General features: G+C 43.1%; 16 protein-coding genes and 1 pseudogene. 14 read left to right on the top strand and 3 right to left on the bottom strand.

The window, feature by feature from the left end:
* Window positions 1-7 precede the first annotated feature (7 nt).
* On the top strand, window positions 8-553 hold the full coding sequence (locus C7386_RS05775; RefSeq protein ID WP_116705024.1) for a metallophosphoesterase: 546 nt from the start codon (window positions 8-10) through the stop codon (window positions 551-553).
* A gap of 391 nt (window positions 554-944) precedes the next feature.
* On the opposite strand, the gene C7386_RS05770 is transcribed toward C7386_RS05775, so the two are convergent.
* Window positions 945-2,813 carry a UvrD-helicase domain-containing protein gene (locus tag C7386_RS05770; protein WP_116705023.1) on the bottom strand — a complete coding sequence of 623 codons (1,869 nt, stop codon included), beginning with the start codon at window positions 2,811-2,813 and terminating at the stop codon, window positions 945-947.
* Window positions 2,794-4,881, bottom strand: coding sequence for an ATP-dependent nuclease (locus tag C7386_RS05765; RefSeq protein WP_116705022.1), 2,088 nt, complete (start codon window positions 4,879-4,881; stop codon window positions 2,794-2,796). The genes C7386_RS05770 and C7386_RS05765 overlap by 20 nt, the downstream gene beginning before the upstream one ends.
* Window positions 4,882-5,461: 580 nt before the next feature.
* Here C7386_RS05765 and C7386_RS13905 point away from each other — a divergent pair.
* From C7386_RS13905 to C7386_RS05700, 13 genes and pseudogenes are all read left to right on the top strand, one after another.
* Window positions 5,462-5,563, top strand: a pseudogene (locus C7386_RS13905) (IS3 family transposase); the annotation flags it as partial.
* A gap of 654 nt (window positions 5,564-6,217) precedes the next feature.
* The gene (locus C7386_RS05750) at window positions 6,218-6,430 is read left to right on the top strand and encodes a hypothetical protein (protein ID WP_116705020.1); all 213 of its coding nucleotides are present in this window, start codon (window positions 6,218-6,220) and stop codon (window positions 6,428-6,430) included.
* Window positions 6,431-6,665: 235 nt separating this feature from the next.
* On the top strand, window positions 6,666-6,926 hold the full coding sequence (locus C7386_RS05745) for a type II toxin-antitoxin system prevent-host-death family antitoxin (protein WP_116705019.1): 261 nt from the start codon (window positions 6,666-6,668) through the stop codon (window positions 6,924-6,926).
* Window positions 6,916-7,326: a type II toxin-antitoxin system RelE/ParE family toxin gene (locus C7386_RS05740; protein WP_116705018.1), complete on the top strand. Its 411-nt coding sequence runs from the start codon at window positions 6,916-6,918 to the stop codon at window positions 7,324-7,326. The genes C7386_RS05745 and C7386_RS05740 overlap by 11 nt, the downstream gene beginning before the upstream one ends.
* A gap of 1,330 nt (window positions 7,327-8,656) precedes the next feature.
* Window positions 8,657-10,672, top strand: coding sequence for a phospholipase D family protein (locus C7386_RS05735; protein WP_116705017.1), 2,016 nt, complete (start codon window positions 8,657-8,659; stop codon window positions 10,670-10,672).
* A 265-nt stretch (window positions 10,673-10,937) separates the two neighbouring features.
* On the top strand, window positions 10,938-11,291 hold the full coding sequence (gene hxsD, locus C7386_RS05730; RefSeq protein WP_116705016.1) for a His-Xaa-Ser system protein HxsD: 354 nt from the start codon (window positions 10,938-10,940) through the stop codon (window positions 11,289-11,291).
* Window positions 11,288-11,500, top strand: a complete 213-nt coding sequence (locus C7386_RS13425; protein ID WP_116705015.1) for an HxsD-like protein — start codon at window positions 11,288-11,290, stop codon at window positions 11,498-11,500. Before hxsD ends, C7386_RS13425 begins: the two co-directional genes overlap by 4 nt.
* Before the next feature lie 32 nt (window positions 11,501-11,532).
* Window positions 11,533-12,501: a prepilin peptidase gene (locus C7386_RS05720; RefSeq protein WP_165815478.1), complete on the top strand. Its 969-nt coding sequence runs from the start codon at window positions 11,533-11,535 to the stop codon at window positions 12,499-12,501.
* Between the two features lie 59 nt (window positions 12,502-12,560).
* Entirely contained in the window at window positions 12,561-13,631 is a 1,071-nt protein-coding gene (gene hxsC, locus C7386_RS05715; protein WP_165815477.1) for a His-Xaa-Ser system radical SAM maturase HxsC, read from the top strand.
* Window positions 13,615-15,006, top strand: a complete 1,392-nt coding sequence (gene hxsB, locus C7386_RS05710; RefSeq protein ID WP_116705012.1) for a His-Xaa-Ser system radical SAM maturase HxsB — start codon at window positions 13,615-13,617, stop codon at window positions 15,004-15,006. The genes hxsC and hxsB overlap by 17 nt, the downstream gene beginning before the upstream one ends.
* A 10-nt stretch (window positions 15,007-15,016) precedes the next feature.
* Complete coding sequence (locus tag C7386_RS05705; protein WP_116705011.1) at window positions 15,017-15,943, top strand: MORN repeat-containing protein; 927 nt, start codon at window positions 15,017-15,019, stop codon at window positions 15,941-15,943.
* Window positions 15,940-16,494: a His-Xaa-Ser repeat protein HxsA3 gene (gene hxsA3 / locus C7386_RS13285; protein ID WP_165815476.1), complete on the top strand. Its 555-nt coding sequence runs from the start codon at window positions 15,940-15,942 to the stop codon at window positions 16,492-16,494. The genes C7386_RS05705 and hxsA3 overlap by 4 nt, the downstream gene beginning before the upstream one ends.
* Window positions 16,495-16,496: 2 nt before the next feature.
* On the top strand, window positions 16,497-17,570 hold the full coding sequence (locus C7386_RS05700) for a DUF5050 domain-containing protein (RefSeq protein WP_116705010.1): 1,074 nt from the start codon (window positions 16,497-16,499) through the stop codon (window positions 17,568-17,570).
* A 305-nt stretch (window positions 17,571-17,875) separates the two neighbouring features.
* Here the strand turns inward: C7386_RS05700 and C7386_RS05695 are convergent.
* The coding region (locus C7386_RS05695; protein WP_133241578.1) for an IS3 family transposase at window positions 17,876-17,972 on the bottom strand (97 nt) is incomplete at its 5' end.

The following is a 17,972-nucleotide window of genomic DNA, read 5'->3' as shown; positions in this document are numbered from 1 at the left end:
TTGATATATGATTTTCTTCACGAACGATCTGCATTTTGGACACAGCAACATTGTCCGCATGTGTGATCGTCCGTTCGCGACGATTGAGGAAATGGACGAACAGCTGATCCGAAACTGGAATCGCAAAGTCCATAAGTGTGATACGGTGTATATTCTGGGAGACTTCATATTCCGGAACGAAAAGCCACCGGAGTATTATCTGGACAGACTGAAAGGGAAAAAGCATTTGATCGTCGGCAATCATGACCTCCACTGGATGCGTCAGGGCGATTACACGCATTATTTTGAGAGCATCAGCAACCTGTTGGAGTTTTCAGATGGACAGAGAAAAATAGCAGCGTGTCACTATCCAATGATGGCATGGCCGGGCGGGATGAAGGCATTTATGCTGTTTGGACACATTCATGGTGATACTGATATGGCATGGTGGCCGATTATACAGCAGTCGGAAAAGATGCTGAATGTCGGAGTGGCTGTCAATGGATATGAGTCGGTGACGTTTGATGAATTGGTTGAGAATAATAGAAGGTATAAAAATAAAGATCTGATTTGATCAGATCTTTATTTTGTGCCTGTTAGATTTTTATGAAGCTATGGAAGTGTAAAAGATAAATAACTTAGATACCTTTAATTATTGGCTTGGGATGTTTCAGCATCTATGAGCGGTAACTCGATTCCAAAATTACTATACCGTTCCAGAGAATGCAATCCTGTTTTGATAAATGCCCATGAACCACGGTAATCGTCACATACGGAGAACGAGGATTCTTTCATAAACAGCGTAAATCCATCTGGGTCATCGCCGTACTTCAAGTCAAATTCCTCGGCACACTGAATCTTCTCCCGGTTGGAAAGGTTCGTTCTCCCATGAAGAATATGCTCTAAGTTCAAAGAGAAATAGTACATACTGCAGTAGTTTTATAATTTCAGTGTGTCAAATGTGATTAGAAGCTTTGGATATATTTTACCTCTGCAATTCCAGGTCTTTGCAATAAATCAAAAAATTCATTAATCGCGTTATGTCTTTGCGTAGGGAATCTCATGCCAGTTCGTTTTTTGCAAAATGTAAATGTAACAGATGTCTTGGCACGTGATAGTGCCACAAAAAATGCACATCGATCTTCATCGGGTTGATTTCTAAAATTCCAAAAAGCAGAATCCTCTAATCCAACAAAATATACAGCATTGTATTCTAATCCCTTACTTTTATGAATTGTCATGATAGGAACGGAATGATCTCCACGAAAGTTTTCAATCGCTAAATTCCATACTCCGTGTGCGGCTACATATTCCTCAAAAAAGAGATTTTCAAATTGGTTGATTAAATCCATAAAGTAAGCACCTTGCTTATACGCCGGGAATTTCGCCTTTATATTTCCAATGCCCAAAAAATCAATGATACTATTCAAAGTACGGTGCCATTGTTCTGTATCAAACTTTTGCTGAATGTTATTCTTTATAATGTTCACTACAGCAGACAGTTTTCTCTGCATTTCATCAAAGGTATCACTTCCCTGTATCCCGCTAATTCCCCAAAGCTCAACCAGTAACTCTTCTATAAAAGTCCATTCATTTGGGTGTTTTCTGCTGTCAGCGCATATCATGAATTTGATAAACAAATCTACTATTGGTTCTTTGATAAGATCCTGATAGCCAGTTTCAATGCGCGCCCGTACACCGTGTTTCTCCAACTCCTCAATAATCGCCGAAGCGTAGTCCTGCGGCTTTTGCTTGCAGAGAATACAAATATCGTGTGGTTCTACACCATTTGAGATTTTCAATAGTATATCCTTCGATACAGCAGCAGCCTCCAGTTGTTCATTGTCTGCAATAAAAAGTGCAATGTTCCCATCATCCTCGGCCCAGTTGCCAGAAGCACATACTTCTGTTGCCTTTTCTTTTAAAGATTCATACATTGCCTTTTGCAATGCAACTAATCTGGGTGCAGAACGATGATTCATTATCAAGCGTATACATTTCGGATTCAGTTCTCTATAAAAGTCATTAAATATCGTTTTTACTGCCCCGGCCCATACCATGATTCTCTGCTTGTTATCTCCCACAGATGTTACCTTGGTACCAGAATTCCAAAAACACTCCTTTACAAACGCATACTGAATTGCCGTTGTGTCCTGAAATTCATCAAGGAACACAAATGAATACGTCATCTGTAAGGCTTGCTTAATATACGGGTTCGTTTCAATAATATACATGGCAAGCATCATGATCATCTTAAATGTCAAAGTCGCTTTATTTCCGTTGAATCCCTTTAACAATAGTGGCCACACTTTATGCCCTAATCCATCTCCTGTTAAAGGAAGACTAATTCGTGACAGAATATCATCATATTCAGTTTTCAGCCTAGACTGCGTGAAGCCATTAGGGTTTTTGAATCCCGCACAATGAAACGCTGCATCAATTATATCGGGATCATTCACCAGATAATCGGTGGCCGGGCGAAGTTCATCAGGCAGTGCATATAGAAAGTGGTCAAGAATATTTTTGGCAAATGCATCGTATGTCATTGATACAAATCTACCTTTTATATCTGTGCCACATCGCTTTTCCACGCGTTCTTTCAAATTCTGTGCAGCATCCGTCTTGAAACTGATAGCAAGTATCTTTTGAGGCTCTCTGCACTGATTTGTCTGAAATAGAAATGCTGCTTTTTGCGCCAACAATTCCGTTTTTCCTGCGCCTGGTCCCGCAACAACCAGTACATGTCTGTCACTGCAGCGAACGGCTGTATCCGCAGCTTCCTCTAACGAGATCCCGTCGCAAGGCAACCATTTATCAGGATGCACAATTTTCATTCTTATCACCTTTTAGAATGTGATCAGCAGTTTCAATTAAACGTTGCAAAACCGGCGGTACATTTTCTTTTAACTCCTCGTCACTTAATTGAGATAGTGCCGCAATATGTGTAGACGGTTTTCCCCTGTTCAAAAAGAAATATGTGTACCATACCATGAGCTTTTGCTGTTCGGACGAGTAGGTATGTCCATCGCCGCCTTCTTCTTTTAGTGTGTTTCTTATGTCTTTTAAGATTCGAGTTTCATACTCCGAGTGTATTTCGCCATTATTTTCGATTTTTGTAATACGTTCTTTCTTTCCACTCTGAGCAATATCAATACGAGGTCCTTCTCTCGTATCCAAAGTTGCCTTATACGTATCTCCCATCTGCTCCAGCATCATAAAATCAATATCCAGCGGTGCAGAAAAGAAAACATTATATTTTTCAAGCGAATCTATCCAAGTCTGCATTGTTGCAATATCAGATACATCCCAGCCCGCCATTCCTTCGAACTCGGCATCAGTTAGAATCCCGCTATCAGTGGTGTTGAGTAGTACATTTCTGTCGTATCCATTTGCAATGAGCTGCTTAAGCACATATTGGATACGTCCCCAACCACCACCATCTCGTTCCCGATCCAAATCGAGCAATGTAATATATGGGATTTCCAAATCATTCAGCAATCTCCAGAAGTGGTTGACATGCCGACCTCCAAGTGGAACTATCGATATTCCACTAACATCTGTGTTCCCATGTATGGCTTCCCAATACTTCGGCAGGATAATTTCTTCACTATCTCCTTCTCCTAAAATAACAAGCTTTGCAAAGTACAGTTCAGGATAGGCTCTCACCGCTTCCTTGATATATTTATATTGATCCTGCATACGTTCTTCATCCGGCAGAGTAATGCATCTTACTTTTGATGCCAGCAACTCCCTGTCTAATCTAAAGTATCTGAGATTCTCTGGATCAATCCGCTTAACAATCGCAGGAGAATGGGATGTCATAATTGCTTGCGCATTGTTTTTGCCTGCAATATCTTTCAAATTCCCCACCAATTTCCCCAGCAGATGTGGAGCGATGTGATTTTCAGGCTCTTCAATGGCTACAATCGTCAAAATAGGTGGTTTTCTATTGAAAGAGGTATGTTCTGGATCTATCTCTATTTCTCTCACCATTTGACCTTCAACATCCAATATGCTGTCAACCAAAGATATATAAAACAAAGATCGCAGACCATCTCCCATCTGGTCTATCGTATACTCTTTTCCCGTTTCTGTCGGTTCAAAAACAACCTCTGTTTTTCTGATAGATGTTTCAATATCAGCGCTGTTGAATCTTAAGCTGGCTGTCGAATATCGCTCATCAGAATCATAGGTTTTCCACTGCTTTCCCAGCGACGTGCCAAACATGGAAACGCCTTTTTCTTCTTCAAATTGTTCATTTAATTCCTTAATTTTGGCTTTAACGTTTCCTTTTGTCTCCTCACTCCAGTTGATGCTGCTCATGATCTGATACATCATCGTACCAGATGCATTTTTCAGCTGCTTAGAAGGATCTCTGACTGCCGGGACATAAATCACTCGAATCTTGTCCAGATCCCGTCGAGACGCATTTGTTCGATTGCCCTCTTCAATTTCAGCAAACTCCGGACAAGTAATATAACTTATCTTGCTATCAATCGAGCCGTCAATAGTATTGCTTTTTTCCCATGTGGCCTCAAGACGGATCCGTAGATACGGCAGCCTACCTGGATTATCAACAACAAAGTGTTGAAAAAAGATAGGTATAGCATATTCTCCACCATTGCTTCCTGACTGCAATTCTTCAAATTCAAATACTGCTTCTATATAAAGACTTTGCTGTTCCATTTCATCTGGAAGTATATCTTTGGGCAGATGAAAATCACTTCTGTGTAGAATACGATCATTACTGTTTTCAGAAAACATACAATTAAGGGCTGACAGTGCAGCAGTTTTCCCCGCACTGTTATTTCCAATAAATGTCGTTAGTTGATCAATTAAGATGACCTGCTCTTCTGAGCCAAAGCACCTATAATTCCACAATTTCAGTTTAGATAGCTTCATTCTTATCTACCCACCTTAGTAAATCATTCCCTAGGATATACCACGAGCATATTTTCAATCATCGAGTTTCTTAATCAAAAAATTTTATGCCGATGATTGTCTACCTTGCTTAATTATACCTCTATTTTTTCTTTTTGTCCATATTATACAAAAATGTTTAAAATATACTGATTGTATTTGTCTATATGTCTTCTGACTACTATTTAATTTGTTAGCGATGTTACCTGTTATAAAATGGAGGATCATTACTTTATCTTTGCGTAATCATTGACTTTTTCTCACGCAAAGTGATTGTGCATTAGATTTCCCCAGAAAAACAGTCTACAACTTATCACCGCTATATAAAAAAGCGCATGAAGAGTGTCATCCTTCATCTGGTCCTATTTTTCATAGCGACCGGAGCGCACATATATCTCTTATTGCGTCCAACAGTTTACGTATGAACACGATACGAAACCATCTTGTTTGCAGTCCGGCAAGCCGCATGATAACGCGGTCGCAGAATCCTTTTCTACCTCGTTGAAAAGGAGAACTATACCGAAAGGATTATTCTTCTGATAGAGCGTTTTAAGATGGAGTAGCTTCCTATATTGAATTTTATAATACTAAACGAGCTCATCGTGCATTGAAAAATCTGACACCGTGCCAGCCGGAAGAGAGTGGACGCGCGGCTGTTAAATGAGACATCCTCGTTCGAATCGCCCAATTTGCGTGTTTGCTACTACGCTTTAAGGCAGCTTGTATTTTGACGGCTTATATTAGATTCAACGTGACAACCTATGAAACCGCAGTCATATTAAGTTTTTTTAGGCGGTTCCCCTTTCTCCGTTCTGGTTACCGTCATGGCACTCTCGAAGCAGGCGCGATACACTCGGTTATTTAGTTATTTTATCCGGTAGCCGTATTCTCCTAAATGTATGGCTGAATCTTCAGTGAAGTCTGTCACACCCTTTTTAACTCTTTTCAGCTCTTCTGTAGTTCCGCTTTAGCGGTTTCTTGCCTTATTCGTTTCAAACTCTGCTTGTATCTTTTGAGAATAGACAGATTCCACAGAACATAGAGTATCGCAGGTAGCTTAATGTGGAGATCTATTTCGATTTGTCCTGATTTTAAGAAAACTCTCTGCAACAGTATGAATTTGATTTGCACCGAGTGTGTGCTGAAAAGCACATCATTGACCGCCTAATAGTTCAATATATTCTAAAGTTGGAGAATGAGGGTTGATTTTCAGACTGAGGGTATATAATAGTTACAGCATCAAAAAACGATTTATAGTTTTTGTACGGGGCGGCGTTGCGACGGCGTCCTAGTTTTTTATAATAAAAAAAGGTGCCTAATGATGGATCAGAAGAGACTTGAATATCTCCGTCAGGTGGAGAGGCATGCAGATGAAACCGGCTGGGTTGCTCCGCTGACCCAAGAAGATAAGGACCATTTTGCTTATTTGAGAAAGGTTTTCAAACGCTATAATATCGTTCCTTCTAAAGCAACCCCAACGGAGTATGACTTTGTGGTCAGAGTGACAGAAAGTGAGTTCTATTCGCGATAGGGTAAAACGAAAACAGATACAATAAAAATAAGGAATTATTTTAATCAGTGAGGACAGAAATTGAAGTGCCCCCAAAAAGTTGGACAAAAATTCAACGCAAAAATTGTTCAAGCAGCTGAAAGGGTTTGCTGGCAGTTGGCAAGAGGTATTTATTCTAAATATGCGAGTGCTGCAAACTTGCTGTTGAATTTTACAGCAGAATGGGATATATTATGTTTGAAAGGAGCTGATAGATATGCCGAATATTAAACCCATTTCTGACCTGCGAAATTACAGCGAGGTACTGCGTGATGTGGCTGTGGGCGCTCCTGTCTTTTTGACGAAGAATGGGCGCGGACGGTACGCCATCGTGGATATGCAGGACTATGAGAAAACACAGGCAACTATCCGCCTGATGAACGAGCTTGCAAAAGGCCGTCACTCTGGCGAAACGGAAGGCTGGCTGACAACGGACGATATGAGGGCGCACTTCCGCGCAAAAGCGAATGAAGAATAAAATTCATTATTCGCCTGAGTCCCGTCGTGATTTGGATGATATTTGGGATTATATCGTATCGGAGCTTCAAAACCGTTCTGCTGCGGAGCATGTGGTCGATCGCATTATGGATGCGGTTGACCAGTTGAAAAACTTCGCAGAGATGGAAACTCTATTATCCGCTATTGCAGACGTCGGTACGGACTATCGTTTTCTTGTCAGCGGCAATTATATGGTGTTTTACCGTGTGCAAGACAGCGATGTCTACATTGACCGTGTTCTGTATGGCCGCAGCGATTACATGAGTGCCTTGTTCAAAGACCTACTACGTGAAAAACAACCGAATAAAATTAAAATCGGCAAGTTTTACCAGAAACTTGCCGATTTTTCCCTCTGTAACATTTTCTTCTTCAGAAATTAAAATGATGTATTCACCATCCCTGGGATGGCTACTATCATTATAAGGATTGAATTACATAGGCAGGTAGCAAATCGGCTGTTCAAAAACGGAATGCGGCCGGTTTGCTCCGCAAACTCGGCCGTTTAGCTTTGCAATATACAGCAAGACCTGCTGCACTCGCTTGCACAGTAAAAAAGGACGCTTGAAGCGTCCTTTTACTATTTCTGTTTATGTCGAATTTTGTTATACTCGTAGCAAGGTACTGTTCCAGATAGCAGGCGGTTAGTCACTCCCTTGTAAAGGGGGGGTTGTGCCTAGGCAAGAAACTTTTGCGGCACAGCAGTTTTGCTCTACATACTCACTATATATGCGAAATGACCGCCTTTCCCTGACAAGTAAAGCGGTCATTTCTTGATACGATTTTCTTAAAGGGCTAACCGTCTGTGGACAGTACCCTTTTATTGCGTCTAGTATAACTGTTTTGCATGGCGCTGTCAAGCCATTTGTTGCCAGGGAAAGAGCTGATTATAGTCGCGCGGATATTGTTCTTTATTGCTTTTTACGGTATAGATATAGTATCTGATAGACAACAGCACATACAACATATAGCACTCACAAAGTGATTACATATACACTATATTGCGCTCTGGACGGCTGCAATACACTTGCAATCACTCATAACTCGGAGGCCGCAGGTTCAAGTCCTGTCCCTGCAACCGTGTTTAACCGCTGATTTCGTAAGAAATCAGCGGTTTTTTGTATTTTTCAGAGGATTTAGAGAAACGAGGATAGGCACGCTTGCCCCAACTGTACCCCAACGGGGTGTCAAATCGGAGGAATGGATTTTGTGGAGATTGCAGAATGTGTGCAGATATTTTGTATTTAAATGGTTTATGAGATATAATATTTGCAGGTGATATATATGACTTATATGTGATAAGTGTGCATCGGAAGTACAGAGATATGAGAGGTAGTTAGTTTGAGAACATACTAGCCTCAGTAGATAAAACAATTTCAAGGAGAAATGATTATGCCTGAGTATAAAGAGTATTGTATTCGGGGGGAAGAATTAAATATCAAAGCATTACGGGATTTTCAAATGCTCGATTTTCCTCTGCAAAAGTAGAATGGCGCATTTAAGCCGCCACCGCGGGGAAGTTATGACGATACTGTTTTAGAAGCGAAGCGGCAAAACCGGTCTTAAAAGTCCGTTTTTTCGTACAGGCACGCTGCTACACTGTAACCAAACAGTCATATATAGCGGATGCAGGAGTAAAAAATATAGCAATCCATAGCAGAAAGGGTACAAAACAACAGCATAGGATCACACAAAAATATAAAAAGCGGGGTAATGTCAATGGACGATAACTTGAATCTGTTTTCTTTGGTAGACGAAGAAGAAAAATCGGCACCCAACAAAAAGCGAGGCAGCAAACTTGACGTAGTGGAGATGGAGTACAAGCAGGCGCACGCTGTCACATGGCAGGAATTGTTTGAGGGATTTGATACCATTCACGCCATTACATTTTCCTCTGGCCTGAATTTTGTGTATCAGCTGCTGGATATGTTCGACCATGCGGAGATTATCTTTGGCTGTGAGCATATCCTTTCCTCGTCCATGAACCAGATTATTGCTTATCAAGATAAGCTGATCGAGCGAATGCGCGAGCAGTCAAGTGACAAAATGAATGATCTGCTTACTCGTATGGATAAGGGAGAAGTTCGGTTTTATGTATCCCGCGGTACGGTTTCTCACGAAAAACTGTATCTGCTGGAGGCGGCAGATGGCCGAAAGCGCGTTATCACGGGTTCGGCTAATATGTCCTATCATGCGTTCGGCGGTATGCAGCGAGAAAATATCTGCTTTGTTGATGGCGATGAAGCGTATGACTGGTATTACAGTGTGTTTCAAAGTCTGCTCGAGGAAAGCTCGGATGAGATCACCACGAAAGCGCTGCAATATGCAGATGCGGGCGAAAATATTGATGAACTGCCCATTGCCGGCACAATCAAGGCGAATAAAGTCTTTGTGATCGAGCCGACAGAGGCAACTGCGGATGATGCGTCAGAAGTCAAATTTATTCTGGATGTACATAATCTGGCGGATAAACTGAAGCCGTATATGCCTAAGCAGGATAAGAAAACAAGTAAACAGGGCAAAACAATCATTTCGGCGGCTCAGATCGTCAAGCTGCGGCGGCAAATCCAAAATGAGAAGATTAAAGAAAAAGAACTGAGAAGTGAATACCCGCAGTTGATAATCGATGCGGATAAGCAAAGTGCCACTCTGAATGGCGAGGCGCTGAATCTGCATCCGACAGAAGAGGAGATTCGCCATGATGTAGGATTATTCCGCGATTATATGGACGGATACAGCCGTTTTCATGGTGATTATGAGGGGATGCAGTATCGGTATTTTGAGTTTGCGAACTGGTTCTTCTGTTCGCCGCTGATGGCAACGATGCGCGATATGGCGGCGAGGTTCGATCAGCAGCGTTTGCCGTATCCGGTATTTGGCTTGGTTTATGGACAGAGCAAGGCCGGAAAGACCAGCTTTCTGGAAACACTGCTCAAAATGATGATCGGCCAGAAACCTAAGATTTCAGCACCGGATTTTACCCGATCTGGCATTGAAAACCTGAAACGAACCGTGCAAGGTGCCCCGATCATTGTAGATGACTTGACGAATACACGCTTTAACCAGCACGCGATCGAAACCATCAAGAATGATGATTTTGGTGTGAGCGACCATTTGACACATTATTCTGCGGTTGTCATCAGTGCTAACGAGGACGTAAAAGCGGTTGCACCGGAGGTCATTCGCCGAACAGTTATCTGTCGTGTAGAAGCGGGTCTGACCAATACCGAAGTGATGCGCAGCAACGTGGTACGCTCGGTGCAGCAGAAGATCGGCACAGCATTTTATCGGGAATACCTGCGCAGAATGCTGGAACAAATGCCGGATCTACTCGATCAGCTAAAGGATGATGAAACCGAGGCGCCGGATATTTTGCAGGTTTCCTCGGAGGTTATCGTTGCTATCATGCGGCAGTTTGGCAGTGATGTGCTGCCGGACTATATCAGAACGCTTTCGCTGGAGAATTATTTCAGTGAGCACGTTACTGGTAAATACGCGATCAAGCTGATTCAAAATGCATGGCGGACGAGCAAAAAGTCGTTTGTTGTGAATAAGCACAGCAATGAACTGCGTTACAATGCGGGCGTACCGTATGAAGCGGATCGCCTGATGAAAGAATTGCCGGAAACACTGGAGGCCCATAAATCTCGCGAATGGGTTGTGATGAACCTGCAGGCCGCACGGGAATTTTTCGATGTGAATTTCAGAAAGGGTTTGTGGCGGTTTTGAGGGCGGCAATGAGGCACCTTGTAGCTTGTTAGTATGCGGCGGGCAGTGGATTGCAGGCGGCTCGAATAAGGGAAGTCTGGAGTCGGATCAGTAATTTAGTGTACAAACCGGAGAATACTCAGGCAGAACTGTGAAAAGTTCTACTTCTATATAAGCGCAATAGGCTGTGATTTCAAGGTGTAATTATTGAAAACACAGCCTGTTTGCTATATAATTAATTAAACTGGAACCGATTTACAGAGCAAAATGATAAATTTTGCAAAGGATGGAAAATATGCGAATTCATTATAAAAAAGAGTTGTACTCTCGGAATATATTATTCAGAACCTGCTATGCATTTACAGATCAGGCGTACATTCACTTGGATGCCGATGCAGATAGCTATATTGTTACGATCAGTCCGAAGGAGGAGGGTGACCAGACGGATTATGCAAGGCTGTTCTCTAATCGGATGATTGAAGAAGAAAATCGTGAAATCGTGGCAGAGCAGACGCAGAACCTCCGGCAGATTCTGTTTGCCCGTGCAATGGCATCGACGGTGATCTACGATGAAGAAATAGCGGATATTGATACCGATGTTTCCGACAAATCTGCGATGAAAGACTGGTTTGCCGAATGAATACATTACAATTAGCAAAAGAGCTTTATGCAGAAGCCTTGGTCCATCAAACCATTCAGGTTTTTTCGGGTCTGTGCGAAGTCGAATTGAGCGAGGATGAGCGGTACTATACCTGCGCCTTTCACAGAACGAAATATGAACCGATTGAAACGATGCACGAATTTGAAAATTATCTGATTGACCTGCACAATCAGCGAGGGAAGCGATGAGCGTTATCTGCAAGAGTTTTCTGTCGGCGATTATGTTGATGGAAATTGTTTTTTGTTCCGTAAGCGATGTGCGCAAGGGAATTATACCGAATCATACAATCATTCTGGGACTGATCGGTGCATTGGCGGGAGAAACTGCATATTTTACGTTTAATGGCAGTGGACGGCTTGGTATGTTTGCAGTTTGGATAGCATTATCAGCAGTGGTTTCACTCGTTTTATATAGCCTGCGTATATGGGCTGGCGGAGATGCGAAACTTTATATCCTGCTGTCACTGCTCATACCGGCCGAATACCTGCAGAAAAATGCAGCTGTTTCCACTGCATGGGTCTTTGTTCTTATATTTTCGATTGCTTTTGTGTATTTAATCGGAGAAACGATAGTATTGCTTGCTCATCGTGAACAGCGCTATCGGATGTCGCTGACCGGTTTTTCCATAAGAACCGTATTTGCATATATGGTGGCAGTAACGACTTTTCAAGTCATCATGCAGCTGGTTTTTCGCAATTGGTATGCGGAAAATCAAGCAGCATTTCTGCTTTTGAACGTGCTGTTTGTACTGACTTTAGGAAAAATTCCTTATGCGAAATGTAAAGCGGCAGTAATTTTATGTACAATCGTAAGCATATGCGCAGTTGTCCACAGCGGATTGCAGGTGGATTGGAAACTGATGGGAGCGTCGCTGCTGGTACTGGCCTTTCGTGTTTTTGCAGAGCAGTATAATTATCAGGAGATACAAACGACAGATGTCAAACAGGGTATGATTTTATCCTATGCAACCGTTATGAAATTTGCCAATTCCCGTGTAAAGGGATTGCCAAAATCCACGACAGAGGATTTGGCATCACGTCTGACAACAGAGGAAGCCGACAGTGTAATCCGCTGGGCAGACAGCAAGTACGGGCAGCCGACCATCACGATTTTGCGTAAGATTCCGTTTGCATCGTTTATTTCTATGGGATTTTTGATCTATTTTATCTTGGGTGTTGTAGTATGGTAAGATATTTGAGCCATTATAAAGGACCGTATCGTATTTTTACGGTTTCCAAAAGCAAAGAAATGACTGAGCAACTGTTAGCCGCTGGGTTGACAGTTGGAGAAATATCGGAAGATACGCTGACGATCCTGCCGGATAATATTGCGGTGACTATCGCGTCAGAGGAGAAAGCACGTTTTTCGGTTTTCGCTGAAGGCGACGTTGTCGAAATCAATGAACGGGGTATCTTATATCGTTGGTATTCGGTGGTCGAAGGTGATGCCGGCATCGCAACGACTTCCCACTGCAACTCGAACTGCATTATGTGTCCGGCCAGCGAGAGCGAACGACGGTTGGCGAATAATATTTCTCTGCCGCAGTTGGATACCGTTTTGAAGCACATGCCAAAGGATCTGTGGTATTTTACGGTGACGGGCGGCGAACCGACGCTGATCGGTGAAGACAAATTCCTGCATGTGATGCGCTCGGTCAAGCGGGAATTGCCGCATACCCGTATCCTTCTGCTTACCAACGGACGAACTCTGGGTGACAGGGATTTCTTTGCAAAGTTTGCGCAGACACGGCCAAACCATTTACGAATTGCAATTCCGATTCATGGCAGTACGGCGCAGAAGCACGATTATATTACACAGGCGCCCGGTGGATTTCGGCAGACAATGCGCGGAATATCCAATATCCTGCATGCACATATCGAACTTGAACTGCGCATCGTAGTCAGCAAGCTGAACTGTGATGATGTTACGAATATTGCTAAGCTGATCATTCGACATTTCCCGACAACGACTGTAGTCAATTTTGTCGGATTGGAGATGCGCGGAAATTGTGTGGCGAATGCAGATCAGGTGCTGATTTCCTATCAGGATGCCTTTCAAAAGTCCAAGGAAGCGATTCGACTGCTGATTCATCACGGTATTGATGTGGGTTTATATAATTTCCCGTACTGTATGATCGACGAGGAATACTGGCCGATTGCGCAGAAAAGCATTTCGGCGTATAAGTCCATGTTCTATGATGCGTGTGAACAATGCCGCTTGCGGCATGAATGTTGCGGCATATTCCTTGCAACGATGAACTTTTATAAGCCCAAGGTATATCCGATCACTTCGGGAGATCAATATGATAAATTACTTTAATTTTGAAAAACGAGATGGAAAATATCTACTGACAAACGATTTTGGCAAGTATGCGTTTGTCAATGAGGATACATTTCACGCACTGGTGCAGGATAAAGTGTCGGACGATAATCCGGCCAAACAGGAACTTTTAGATAAAGGATTCCTGATAAAAGGCTCAATGGAGGGCTTTATTCAGAAAAACATCCCGTGGCTGCAGGGAATGAAAGGCTACTGCCTATGCGGTACAGCACTGCATATTTTCGCAGTTACGAATAAGTGCAATCTGGATTGTATCTACTGCCAGGCGCACAGTAAATCCTCGGTGCTGGAGCACTCCATGACGAAAGAAATCGGCAGGCGTGCGATTGAATTTGCAATGCAGACACCGAACAAGAGTATCACGTTTGAATTTCAGGGCGGTGAGCCGCTGCTCAATTTTCCAGTCATTCGGGAAATGATCGACTACAGCAAGCAAATCAATACAGACAAGGAAATCGTCTATACTATCGTTACCAATCTGCTCGGTTTAACCGAGGAAATGCTGGCGTATCTGGTGGAGAACGATGTACACATTTGTACTTCGCTGGATGGTCCGGCGTGCGTGCACAACCATAACCGTCCACGCCGCGGCGGTGGAGAAAGCTATGCGGGTGTTATGGATAAGATTCACGGACTGCAAAAACGCGGCATTAAGGTCAACGCGATTGAAACGACAACGAATTTCAGTTTGAAATACCCCAAGGAGATTATTGACCAGTATCTCGAAGCGGGCATGAACGGAATCTTTTTGCGGCCGTTGACACCGCTGGGCATGGCGGATGCAGACTGGCAGAAGGTTGGTTATACACCGGCGGAGTTTATGGCGTTTTATCAGCAGGCTTTCGATTACATTGTGAAATTGAATCTGTCAGGAACGTACTTCCCGGAGCTGCACGCTTCGTATTTCCTGAAAAAGATATTGGGCAGTTATGCAGATAACTACATGGAACTGCGTTCTCCCTGCGGTGCAGGCGTTGGACAGATGAGCTATTACCATGACGGAAACGTCTATACTTGTGATGAGGGCCGTATGCTGTCGGAAATGGGCGATCAGTCTTTTCTGTTAGGCAATGTGATGGACAACAGCTTTAATGATGCGGTGACTTCTCCAGTTTGTGCGGCAGTCTGCAAGGCGTCGATTGTGGAGGCACTGCCCAAGTGTGCGCAGTGTGTGTATCAGCCGTACTGCGGTGTTTGTCCGGTCGTGAACTATGCCTCTACCAATAGCCTGTATGAATCCAACAGCAGAGATTTCAGATGCACGGTATATAAGGGCATCATGCAGATATTATTTGATATTCTGGAAAACGGTGATCCGAAGAAGATAGAAGTTCTCAAATCGTGGATAGATTGAAGGTGAATCTGTGAATAGCGGTGTAAAGCGTGCTCTGATAACAGCTGGCTGTTTTATGGTGGCGTTTGGTGTTTCTTTTGCGTTTTTTCATACTTATGATGGGAAAAATCAATATGAAAATGGCGATTTCCCTGTTGGAGAGAAAACGACATTCAATGCATATATGGAAACAATCGACGGTGCATATATTGGCGAACTGGATGACGAAAAGTTTTGGGGCTCGGGTGAGTTCGACTTTTTAAGCGGTGAGATATATTGTGGGCAATGGAAAGACTCTAAGATGTCCGGCACTGGCACGATGGTGTTTGACGGTGTAGGAACGTATACGGGAGAATATTCGGATTCCGAGCGGGCAGGACAAGGCACATTCACATGGGATAACGGCGATCAGTACGCCGGCGGCTGGCAGGAGGATATGATGTCCGGTCAGGGTACCTATACCTTCGCCAATGGTGATTATGCGGAAGGTCAGTTTGCAGGAAATCGCATACAGAATGGTACATTGTATACAAAAAATGCGAAATGGGAGTGTCAGCGGGAAATTGAGGACGGTGAGTTATCCAGCACGATCTCTATTAAGATGACATCGGGTGAATCGTATTCCGGTGCGATTGAGGATGGCAAATTAAATGGCCAGGGCACATTAGTTTATAAAGATGGCTCCACCTATATCGGTAACTTTGAGAACAACCAGCGCAGTGGACAGGGGTGCTATTCGTGGAAATCGGGTGCGTACTACGATGGTGCATGGGCCAATGACCAGATGTCCGGAGAGGGAACCTATTACTATAAGGCAAAGGATTCTGCGCCAAAGCTGGAAGGTTCATTTGTGAACGGGAAACCCAATGGAGTATGCAGATATTATGAAACGGCAGATACCTACTATAAAACAACATGGGAAAATGGGCAGTGCGTGTGCGTTGAGGAGGTGAAATGATGAACGATAAATTTCCGAAGATACAGAAATCTATACAGGATTTTTTCGATGACGAAGATGGCAGCATTACGCGTAACAAAATGCTGATGATCGGAGGTATGGTGATTCTGCTGGGTATCCTGTTGGGTGAGGATGCGTTTGCGTCACATCGAACGCATTCTACGCATCGGACACACTCGACACATCGTTCCTCAAACAGTACGCATGGCAGTCACTCTACACATTCCACCCATTACACAAGTTACGATACTTATAATACGCATGGAACACATAATTCTCATTCTTCTCATGCATCTCATGTATCGTATACGGACAGTAGAAGCTATGGTTCAACACCTACATCAGATGGGCATCCGTGGCCGTCGTTGTCAAATATTCAATCAGTGGCTGCACCGTCAGGCGGTAGCGAAACGGCATCGGTAGTGAGTGCACTGAATGCACCTGCAGCGGTTGATACACCCGCGGATACAGCACAGCTTTCGATTGCAGATAAACGGCCGGATATGCAGGTACCGCCGAATACGCCGCAGTTTACACCGGATAAGGATTGACTATGGAGAATAAAAAGAAGCATACAGGAACATTGTTAGTGACAATCGGATGCATTATTGCTGCAATTATTGCAGGCGTGGGTATTTCGTTCTTAGTGGTTCAAGAATATTCTCATTCGCATGAGGTAAAAGCCATTCAGAAATATTGCGCACTTACAGAGAATGAAACGGATGCGTTGTTTACAATTTCTGATACACCGGCAGTTCGGTTTGATGTCAATGCGTATAGGCTGTTTGAAAATGCTTGCTTAGGAAATGCTTCGGTTAACCTGCTTGCTTATGGCAGTTATTGCGAAAAAGATGATATGGTTTGTGAATCGGTCGAAAAGACGGTATTGCACAAAAACAATGAAGATGTGGTATTGTATGATGGACCGTCATCCTATATCAATATCATGGATGGGTATGTATATTATCGGCCGGATGACAATAGACAGGTATATCAGTATACTATCAGCAGTGGCAAAACAGATTGTATAATTGATACTTCATGCAGCGAAATGGTTGTTAGCACCAAAGGAATATCTTATATTGATTACGGTTCTGGACAGCTCAAGTTCTATTCCTTGGAAAATCAGAAGACACAAAGTTTAACAGATTTTGCAGTATCTGCTTTCGCGGTAATTGGTGAGGACTATTTCTGCCTGAAAGCAAATAAAACATTCGGTTTGTTGCGAAATACGGGTGAATTTGAGGAATTGCTTACCGATGTGGATCGGTTTTGTAATGCTGGAAAGGTGATTGTTCAGAAAAAGTCGAATCTGTATATGGTTGATGCATCTGGTATTATATCAGTTCCATGCGAACAGGAAATCGGGAAATTAGTCGGATTTGATGGACAGAACAGCTATGTTCTGGTTGATGAAGTAGTTTATCTTCTGAATTGTGATGCTGATAATACAGCAGGACCTGCACGGGTGCTGCGCTTGAACCAATCAGAGGTACTGAAAGCACTTTGTTATTCGGATAAATATGAAATGAAGAAGGCAATGGTATATTCGATGGAATCTGAACCGTACCAGATCACTGAAAAACAGCCTATATCTGCAAATGATGGGCATTTACAAATTTCATAACTACGCAAGTAGACAGCTCTTTCTTCACACGTTTCGTTGACTTTTCCACTGGAAATGCATATAATGAAAATGGACAGAGGGCGTCATCCCTCTGGTGCGGCTGGCACCTAAAATCCGAAATTGATGCCGGACTTTGGGCCGGAATGTTGGCGGGCAACGGAAAAACCCGATAGCGATGCAGTAGAATGGTCTTTGATCAGATGGAACTGTATGTCGGCGGACGACAGAAAAACCAGTTATGAAGAGAAGACATGCGGCATGAAGTGCCCCCAAAAAGTTAGACAATATTTTGAAGTAAAAATTGTTCAAGCAGCCGAAAGGGCTTGCTGTCTGTGAATTGCAGGCGGCAAGCCCTTTAGCTTTGCCTTGATCCTGCGGTTGTTGTAGTAATCCAGATATTCA

This window comes from Agathobaculum butyriciproducens, from assembly GCA_003096535.1.
Classification (GTDB): domain Bacteria; phylum Bacillota; class Clostridia; order Oscillospirales; family Butyricicoccaceae; genus Agathobaculum; species Agathobaculum butyriciproducens.
The sequence above is the reverse complement of the archived record's forward strand: the minus strand, read 5'-3'. Positions and strand labels throughout refer to the sequence as shown.